Origin of the sequence: Dietzia sp. B19, assembly GCF_014145155.1 — a bacterium.
Lineage (GTDB): Bacteria > Actinomycetota > Actinomycetes > Mycobacteriales > Mycobacteriaceae > Dietzia > Dietzia natronolimnaea.
This window is the reverse complement of the sequence record NZ_JAALED010000573.1, coordinates 25183-34072: the sequence shown is the minus strand read 5'-3', so window position 1 is coordinate 34072 and position 8890 is coordinate 25183. Positions and strand designations below refer to the sequence as shown.

Here is an 8890-nt window from a genome sequence, read left to right as displayed (position 1 = left end):
GGGTGGAGTCGACGGACTCGGAGAACGTCGTCGAGGTAACGCCGAAGCCAAGGCCGGCTCCGAAGCCGGCTCGCCGGGTCTCGCGCCCTCGTGGGCAGCGGGTGGCGTACGTGCGGGTGTCGGCCGCGGATCAGAACGAGGCGCGTCAGCTCGAGGCGGTGGGGGAGTGCGACCGGGTCTACGTCGAGAAGCAGTCGGCTCGCTCGCGCGCGGACCGGGTGAAGCTCGAAGAGTGCATCGGGTATCTGCGAGATGGTGATGAGCTGGTTGTTGCGTCGATGGACCGTCTCGCTCGTTCGTTGGTTGATTTGAAGCAGATCGTTGGCGAGATCACCGCGAAGGGCGCGAGTGTGGAGTTCGTCCACGAACGCGCGACCTACGCCGCTGGCGCCCAGGATCCTCGAGCCGACCTGATGCTCTCGCTGCTCGGTGCGTTCGCTGAGTTCGAGCGGGCCATCATCCGTGAACGCCAAGCCGAGGGCATCGCCATCGCCAAAGCGAAGGGTAAGTACAAGGGACGCAAACGAGTCCTGACCGACGAGCAGATCAACAAGGCCCGCGCCCGCATCGAGGCGGGGGAGGGGCCATCAGCAATCGCCCGAGATCTCGGGGTCGGCCGCTCTACGCTGTATCGGGCATTGCGGCCATCGAGGTGATTATCTTCCGTAGCTGGTCGGTGTGACTACAGCTCGATGTAGGGAGGCAGGCGCTAGTTTGTGTCACTGTTGCGGTGGCGCTGGTGGTGTTGGGAGATCACGAAGCGTGGGTCGGGGTGCATGTGAGCGCTTCAGGGTCGGCGATGTGGTCGAGGTCGTGCTAGACCACATCGCCAGGACGCCTCGCCTCTGTAGTCAATCGCGACGAGGGAAGTAGGCCCGTCTACTTCTGGTTCTGGTAGCTCCTGATGCGCTTGTGCCAGGTCCTTAGGCGGTCGTATTCGGCCTCAAGTTCGTTGGGCTCCGGCGCAACATAGTTGGTTTCTTCCGCCTTGTCGTGTCGGAGAGCCCACTTAGACGTTTTGCCGTAGCCTTCTTGGTACTCGGTGGTATCTGTGTCGGAGATTTTGGCGAGCATTCGTACCATCAGGGGGCGTACTTCGGACTTACTCCTGTCGTACACGCGATTGACGATCTCGCTTGTCACCGTGCGCTCCCATGCCTCCGACAGATAACCCGCGATTTTGTTGACGCGCTGCTCGTATTCGTCGTCGTCTAGGTCCTGTCGGTCCTTGGTAAGCTTCGTAATCTCATTCTGGATTGTATTCAGCCTCAGCCCAATATCCTGAGCCTTCCACGGCAAGCCTTCCGCGACATACCCGGGAACCGTGCCACGCCGCTGGATGGTGCGGTGATATACCTCGACTTCGGCGGAGTCCGCTGACTTAAGGAGGTCGGTCAGGAATGCAATGTCGTGGGTGAAGACAATGACCTGCCGCGACTTGGCGAACTGGACGAGCCGGTCCGCTACTTTGTCCCGCCGTACGTGATCTAGTGAGGTCACGGGGTCATCGAAGATGACGGCTGACTTAGAGGGATCAAACTCTGCTTCGGTGAAGAAGCCGGCTAGACCCAGCACCGTCTGCTCGCCCTCGCTTAGCACTGCGCGGGCGCTACCGTCCTTGTGCCGAACACCGACAAGCGCTGGGATCTGACGAACCAGTCCCTTCTGTCCGCCCCGATCCTTGAGCGTCACCTTCTCTAGGTGCATACGAGCAGTTTCATAGGTGAAGTGGTCGCGGATCTGTTTGGTGGCGTAGGTGCTCGTGAGGTCGGTTGCCTTGCGCGTAATGCCCTTGGTGTCAGTCGCGGAAAGGGCAGCGTTGAGATTTCCGAAATCCTCAAGCCGAATGACTTCGGTCTTAATCTGATCCTTGTTTTCGCTCAGCAGCCGAGAGGCTTCCAGCTCGTTTCGGATGGACTTTGCCGCAGTCAACGTTGCCTGGAAACCAGCGACGTCTGTCGCCTCGGCTTTGGCGGTCAAAGACTTCGTAAGTTCCTCAAGTCGTGTAGCGATGGTGTTCGCGGTAAGCGGCGCCGAGGGCTCTCCACTCGCCGCGAAGTGTTTCAGTGCCTCGTTGCGATGCTTCTCAAGCATGAGTAGTTGGCGCTGGGCAGCATTAGCCAGCGCCTCGTCGTGGGTACCGAGTGCGGTCAGTGCGGTCGCGATCGTCTGGGTAGAGAAATGCAGTCCCCGGAGACCGGCGAGCGCCTCTTCGTAGAGGTGCTCGGCTGCGACGGCGTCTCTCTCGGTGGTGTCAGTCATGTAGGCGTTGAAGCGAGTGAAACGCACCTTGGCGTCGTCGCTAAGTGGCTGTTGGCAAAGTGCGCAGCGGGCGTCGTCACCGACCTCGGGGAACTCGTGCTCATGGCCGGGGACGGAGACTGCATAGTCACGGGCAGCGCGCCATAGTGTCCGCCAGGTCTCCGAACCAACTCCAGACAGCGGCTCGTCGTCGAAGGATGTCTCTGCTGCGAGATTTGCTGCAGAGCGTTTGGTCAGGGCGTTGTCCTTGAGCTTTTCGATCGCAGTGAGGCGATCAGCGCTCAGGGTGTCTTCTAACTCAGCGATCGCAGCTTTCAGAGTCATGGCGTGGCTGGCATCGGCCTGAAGGCGCACACGCTCTTTGGAGGCGTCGCTCGTCTCCAACCGTGCGACTTCCTGAATCGCCTTGCCGAGGTTATCGGCGTCCTCGGATGTAAACGAGCAGGCGTTCTCAATGTCCAGGTCAGTTGTAATGGCCGACAGGTGAGATAAGAAGGTGTTCCCAGCGGCGCCTTGGGGGAGGGTGAGGTTCAGGCGCTTCTGATTACTTTCGGCAATGCGCCGCTGCAATTCCTCGCGAACCATCCCACACACGGTGATGAGACCGTCTAGCACGGTGAGGGCAGAGGGGCGGTAGGTAACGGTCGAGTCGCGGAGCAGGTACTCGTCGCCGCAGTGCTCGTCGTAAAAGCGAACTTGCTGAAGATCCGGCACCGGAGGATCGGCGGGGAACTTCACTGAGAACGGCTGGCCGTCTACCGAGTACTCGAGTTCAGCGCTCGGGTCAGGTGAGCCGTCTCGATATACGTCTGGTAGGACGAGCGAGGAGTGGCGCGCAGCAACCATTGCTTTGATGATGCGTGCGTATCCGGATTTGCCAGCGCCATTGTTGCCGTAACTGATCGTTAGTCCTGCGGGCTCAAACGCCAGTGTCTGGTCAGCGGCAAGTGCGTTGACGCTATTGCCGCCGCAGATTCTCTTGAGCCAGACCTGCCTCGCTTCGGTCGCGCCGAGGGTGAGGTTTCGGGCAGCTTCGTTGGGCGTTGCACTGCCCCGCTCCTGGAGACGGTCGGCGAGCTTCGCGACGACATCGGGATCGTCGTACGTTTCGCCGTGCGACAGGGCGATCAGTACGTCCTGTTGCCACGCGGGCCTTGTTAGCGCCCAGTCGCGTATGTCCTCTTCGATCGTCACTTCAATCGTTTCCTCGAAAAGCGGGACCATCCATGACCAAAACGATCCGTTGATGGCTACAGCGGGTGCACGCCGTCAGGCACACAAGTGAAACATCGACCACTGACATTATCTCTTCGTGGAGTCTGACGGTTCATCCGCAGGCGACGTCGTAGCGGCGGTTCGTTGATTGAGTGGAGGCGACGAGGCTCCGGGGTCCGACGCGAGCGCAGAGGGGTTCGTTGCAGCGGTTTTCTCCGATCGCACCGTCAGACAGTTCACCGGCGACGAGTAGGGCGAACCGGTGGGCGCACGCGGTGCGGCTGACACCGCCGGATCGGCAGGAGATGACTGCTAGTAGGTATGCGGAATGTGCTTAGCGTCCTCGCTACTGGCGTGGCAGGTGGGCGAGAGCTCGGTGGCTTCACCTCGTGACCGCTTTACATAAAGTCTGGTTATCGGTCCATGCTCGTGGCCAACATCGAAGCCGGGATCGCAGGGCGGCCACATCCGGGGAAGCGGTCCTCGAGCTCCGCTGTCAGCGAAGCGGCCCGCGGGGGCGGGCGAATCCGGCCATCAATGCAACCGGCACCGATACGCAACCCAGGTGAGCTCCCGCCGCCGGTGACGTTCGAGTCCTCGACGGCGTCAGTGGCGCGATGCGAGAACGTCGTTGTCGAGAAAACCCTTCAATCCGCCGCTGAACACATCGTTGTCGTCGCCGGCGACCATATGACCGGACCCGGTGACGTCGATCAATCTGGCGGTCGGTATGAGCTCAAGCAACTCTTTGGCGCCCTCTTCGCTGACCACGTTTGATTGTGTTCCACGAACGAGCATCGTGGGAACGGTAATCGCGGCTGCGGCGTCCCGGGCGCGTTCGTATCGCACGATCGAGTCGGTCTGGCGGGTGGGTTCGTCGCCCTGGCGCAGAAACGCCGGATCCCAATGCCAATACCAGCGGCCATCGCGCAGACGGAGGTTCTTGCGCAGCCCCTGCGGGTTGGGGGTGCGGACCCGGTTCGGGGTATACGCTGCGATCGCTGCGGCAGCGTCGTCGAGGCTGTCAAAACCATCCAGGCCACTTTGCATGAACGCCATAATCTCCGCGGTGCCGCCCGGTTCGACCTTCGGGGCGATATCGACCAACACCAGACCACGAGCGAGCTCGGGATTCTCTCCTTGTCCGATCAACGACGTCATACCGCCCATCGAGGCCCCGACCAGTACCGGCGTCTGCCCCAACTCGCCGATGACCGAGGTCAGGTCGGCGACCAGAGCGTCGATGCCATAGTCCCCGTCCGGTGCCCATTGGCTCTGCCCATGCCCCCGTGCATCCAGGGCGAGGGCGGACCAGCCGTCCGCCGCGAGCCTGCGTCCGGTGTTTCGCCAGGAATGCCGGGTCTGCCCGCCGCCGTGCAGCAACAGCACCACACCTTTACTGCTGACGTCTGAATCGCCCGCAGTTGACGGTGGATCCCACCGGTCGGCGGCAAGTGTGACACCGTCACCGCGGAGCTCAAGGGTTGTGACTACAGGATCCATAGAAGTTCCTCGCCATGATTATCGAGTGGAGCATTCTCAGTCATGTTGCCGCAGGGGGTGAATACCATTGCACACCACACTCGACCGGCACACTCACTCGACACCGACCCAGACTCCTCGTAGTCGATCAACCAGCCACAATTGGCGCACTCACAGCGGTTCAATCTCGGGTTCAGCGACGTCATCCTCTCGCCGGATGCTGGAACCGAGCTGTTCCGGGCGGAGATCGGGCGGGCGTTCCACGCGGCTGAAAGACTCGTGGAGTCGGCGCGATCGGCCGGCGCGATCCGTTCGGACTTCCACCACAGCGATCTGTACCTGCTGCAGCACCCCAACGGCGGTCTCGCGCGTGGTGTGCACGCGAGCCCACACCCATGGATAAGGGGCCCTTCCGGATCCGGAGTGCGTAACTGGGGTTCGCCGGTGATGCGGTGAGGCACAAGATGTAGGGGTCCTGGGGCGTGTGAAGATGCAAGTTCCTACACCAGCACTTCGCATCCCCAGGACCCGCTTTGAACGCTACCGCCAGCCTGCTTGCCGACACCATCTGCCGCACCGTCGAGTTGGGGGTGACCATCACCGACGCCGCCGTGGCCGACGAGCTCACGCACCTGTTCTGCTCCCCGGTCACACTGGATCCGATCTGCGCCGAGTGCGGGGTGGTGGGCCGGCTACGAGACCACATCGAGCGGCGGGTGACCGATCTGCCGATCGTCGGCCATCCCACCAGACTGCACGTGCGGGTACCGCGCTTCACCTGCGGCAACACCGAGTGCGTCACGCGGATCTTCCAGCAACGCATGCCGGCGTTGGCCGAGCCGCGGGCCAAGACCACCCGCCGTTGCACCCGCTGGATTCTGCAGCGCCTGGCGGTCGACCGCACCAGCGTGTCCGCGGTGGCCAAGGCCCTCGGGCTTGGCTGGGATTTGGTCAACGACCTGGCGGTCTCCGAGATCCGCACGATGGTCTACGACCAGCCCGGACACTTCGACGGGGTGCGCGTTCTAGGGGTCGATGAGCACAAGTGGAAGCACGTGCGCGGTGACGGCAGCAGCTCGTTTGTGACGGTGCTGGTCGACCTGACCCCGGTGGTGGACGGCACCGACCCGTCTCGCCTGCTGGACATGGTCCCGGGGCGTTCGGCGAGGGTCCTGACCGAGTGGCTCGACGCGCGCGACCAGGCGTTCCGTGACCGGGTCAAGGTGGTGACAATGGACGGGTTCGCCGGCTATCACACCGCCGCAGCCAAAGCCGTCCCCGAAGCGCGGACGGTGATGGATCCTTTCCACGTCGTGCACCTGGCCGCGGACAAGCTCACCGTGTGCCGCCAGCGCATCCAGCAGGCCACCACCGGGCACCGGGGCCGCACGGGCGATCCGCTGTACGGCATCCGCCGGACGTTGAACACCCGGGCCGAGCTGCTCACCGACAAGCAGAAGGCCCGCCTGTTCAAAGCGTTCACGGCCAACGATGCGCACGCGGCGGTGGAGGTCACCTACGGCGTCTACCAGCGGCTCATCGCCGCCTACGAGGCCTCGGGCAAGCGGGAGGGCAAGATCGCGATGTACAAGCTCCTCAAATCGATCCGGGCCGGCGTTCCGAAGGAACTACCCGAGCTCGCCCAGCTCGGCCGGTCGCTGTGGAAGCGGCACCGCGAGATCCTCGCGTACTTCGACGTGGGTGCCTCCAACGGTCCCGTCGAGGCCATCAACGGGCGCCTCGAACACCTCCGCGGAATCGCCCTGGGCTTCCGGAACCTCAACCACTACATCTTGCGGTCACTGATCCACTCCGGTCAGCTTCACGACCGGATCAATGCACTCTGATTCCGGAAGGGCCGGATAAGGGGCTCTTCGCATCTGAGTGTGGGGTCAGGTCCGTAGCCCGCCGGCGATGAGGAGCATCCGCAGGCGATAGTTGTCGCGGTTGCGGTAGCCGCGGGCCAGGCGCCGGTGGAGTTCGATGAGGCCGTTGATCGCTTCGGTTCCACCATTGTTGGATCGGTCAGTGGTCCAGTAGGCGAGGAAGGAGTCCTTCCACTTGCGAAGAGTGCGGCCGAGGCGGGCGATCTCTGGGATCGGGCAGGACGGCAAGGTCGCGAGTATCTTCTCCGCAGCGCTGCGCCCGGCAGGCAGGTCTTTGTGGTGGTAGGCCTGTCGGAGTTCGTGGGCGATCTGCCAGGCGAGGAACAGTTCCTCGTGCCGGGGGTCGGCGGCCAATGCGTCATTGAACCGTCGCCACTGCCGCTCGGTCAGCCGTGCCGGGTCGCAGCGGATGATGGTGCGGATCCCGTAGAGCGGGTCGCCTTTACGTCCGCGGTGGCCGCAGATCTGCTGCTGCAACCCGGCAGTGGTGCTCGCTTGCTGCGTTCGCCGACTTGCCTACAATGGGTCACCCATCCCCAGTTCCCCCGCCGCTTTGCGCATGTGAGAGATGGCATGGCCTTCGTCGCGGGGAAGCGTCGCGGCGAGTTCATTGACCCGTCGCCAGCGATCGAGCGTCGATCCGTCGCTACGGCCGGCCGCAGCCAGAGCCGACCACGTGTCCGCGCAGCGCAAGAGCGCAGTTCCGGCCTTCGCCATCTCCGCGGACTCCGTTAGCCGGGCCACGTCGCCACAGAACTGTGCCTGCAACCGGCGGAACAGGCCGCCGCCCGTGCCTGCCTTCTCTACAAAGGCGTGGAGAGAACGCAGCGCGATGTCCAGTTCCGGTTCGGGCATGAGCCCCGGCCACCGGTCGACATCCTCGGCGAAGACCGTGACTCCACTGATCCCGGCAGCGGCAACGGCATCCGGCGGTAGCACCGACGCGTCCGGAATAATCGCGGTTGTCGCCGCCTGCATGTTTTCGACCGAGGCCACGAGGGCCGAAGCCGCAGTCTGGCGGAGATCGGGCAGGATCTGGGGCCAGTTCACGAAGTACGTGGTGTGCCTCGTGGGCACGGGGAACGATCGGGACGCGCGCGCCCGCGCAAGAGCCTCGTAGGGGACTTTCTGCATCTCGGCTCGGTCGTTGTCCACCACGAAAGCCGTCTCGGTGTCGTCTTCGTAACCGATCACGACGATGTCGTGCCGACTCATCTGAAGGCGGACATTGAGGTAGGGCAGCTCAGAAATGTCGGCCCACATCAGCACGGGACGGCCTTGCTGGAGTTCGCGGCGGACCCAGCCCCAGCCGGTCTCGGGATCGTCGGTTCCCCGAACGTCGACCTCTGCACCCAGCCTGGCGAGAAGGTCGACCTCGAGGTCGCTGCTACGCCCGACGAAGTAGATGGGAGGGGCGAGACCCGGTGCCCGCAGGTAGGTGAAGCCGAGACCACCGCCCATTCCGAAGACCAGACCTTCGCTCGGCACCTCGTCCCAGCCCAGACCGGCCCACTCCAGGAGGTCTCTCAGCGCTCCGGAACCACAATGCCCTGCCTGACGGTGGGGATAGTCCAGTAGGACTCGTCGCGGCTCTGGATGACGGGTAGGGACCTCGACTGACATGACATCTCCTGAATCGGCGTCGCAGCAATCTGCGCGGTTTCCGGTTGGACGGGCATGCGGTTACGTGACTATACATTCGTTCATGCAGGCATGTACCTACCTCAGCGGTCCATCGAAAGGATCCTTCGTTCCTGCGCCGCCCGCCGAGTGATAGCTCAAGAAATGCGCTGGGCGAGGCAGCCCCGGGCGTCCGCCAGACAATCACCACCGCTCTCCTCCACGAGCCGGCGGCCCGGAGCGTGTCAAATCAAATGAGACGTGAGGTGCTCGGTTGGGCTTGGCTAGTTTCGGGTGATCGGGCGTCGGGGTCGTTGATGGTCGCCTTTTCCGGCAGTCGGGGTGGGCGCGGTCGTCGGGTGAACCGTTCGGGGTGTTTGGCGTAGGCGGCGTCGAGCACGAGCTGGCGCCTGTCGCGGATGGTC

At 63.3% G+C, this 8890-nt stretch carries 7 protein-coding genes; 2 read left to right on the top strand and 5 right to left on the bottom strand.

From position 1 onward, the window contains the following. Window positions 1–656 (top strand): recombinase family protein (locus tag G6020_RS16380; RefSeq protein WP_182611314.1); only part of this gene is annotated, 656 nt, incomplete at its 5' end. A gap of 223 nt (window positions 657–879) precedes the next feature. Here the strand turns inward: G6020_RS16380 and G6020_RS16375 are convergent. The 3 genes from G6020_RS16375 to G6020_RS16365 all read right to left on the bottom strand — a co-directional run bounded on the left by G6020_RS16375 (window position 880) and on the right by G6020_RS16365 (window position 5340). Further along, window positions 880–3456 (bottom strand): AAA family ATPase, encoded by a 2577-nt coding sequence (locus tag G6020_RS16375; protein WP_245847716.1) that lies wholly within the window; start codon window positions 3454–3456, stop codon window positions 880–882. A 627-nt stretch (window positions 3457–4083) separates the two neighbouring features. Next, on the bottom strand, window positions 4084–4980 hold the full coding sequence (locus tag G6020_RS16370) for an alpha/beta hydrolase (protein ID WP_069388583.1): 897 nt from the start codon (window positions 4978–4980) through the stop codon (window positions 4084–4086). Window positions 4981–5130: 150 nt separating this feature from the next. Further along, entirely contained in the window at window positions 5131–5340 is a 210-nt protein-coding gene (locus G6020_RS16365) for a hypothetical protein (RefSeq protein ID WP_069388582.1), read from the bottom strand. 152 nt (window positions 5341–5492) lie between these two features. On the opposite strand from G6020_RS16365, the gene G6020_RS16360 reads away from it, so the two are divergent. Then, complete coding sequence (locus G6020_RS16360) at window positions 5493–6806, top strand: ISL3 family transposase (protein WP_069388581.1); 1314 nt, start codon at window positions 5493–5495, stop codon at window positions 6804–6806. A gap of 45 nt (window positions 6807–6851) precedes the next feature. Here the strand turns inward: G6020_RS16360 and G6020_RS16795 are convergent, their stop codons facing one another. After that, on the bottom strand, window positions 6852–7322 hold the full coding sequence (locus tag G6020_RS16795; protein WP_228549380.1) for a transposase: 471 nt from the start codon (window positions 7320–7322) through the stop codon (window positions 6852–6854). 39 nt (window positions 7323–7361) lie between these two features. Further along, window positions 7362–8468, bottom strand: coding sequence for a BtrH N-terminal domain-containing protein (locus G6020_RS16350; RefSeq protein WP_067478094.1), 1107 nt, complete (start codon window positions 8466–8468; stop codon window positions 7362–7364). Window positions 8469–8890 lie beyond the last annotated feature (422 nt).

Bases quoted from the DNA above. Each gene is read 5' to 3' on its own strand.
- G6020_RS16370 (WP_069388583.1), bottom strand. From the start codon at position 4,980: ATGGATCCTGTAGTCACAACCCTTGAGCTCCGCGGTGACGGTGTCACA.
- G6020_RS16350 (WP_067478094.1), bottom strand. From the start codon at position 8,468: ATGTCAGTCGAGGTCCCTACCCGTCATCCAGAGCCGCGACGAGTCCTA.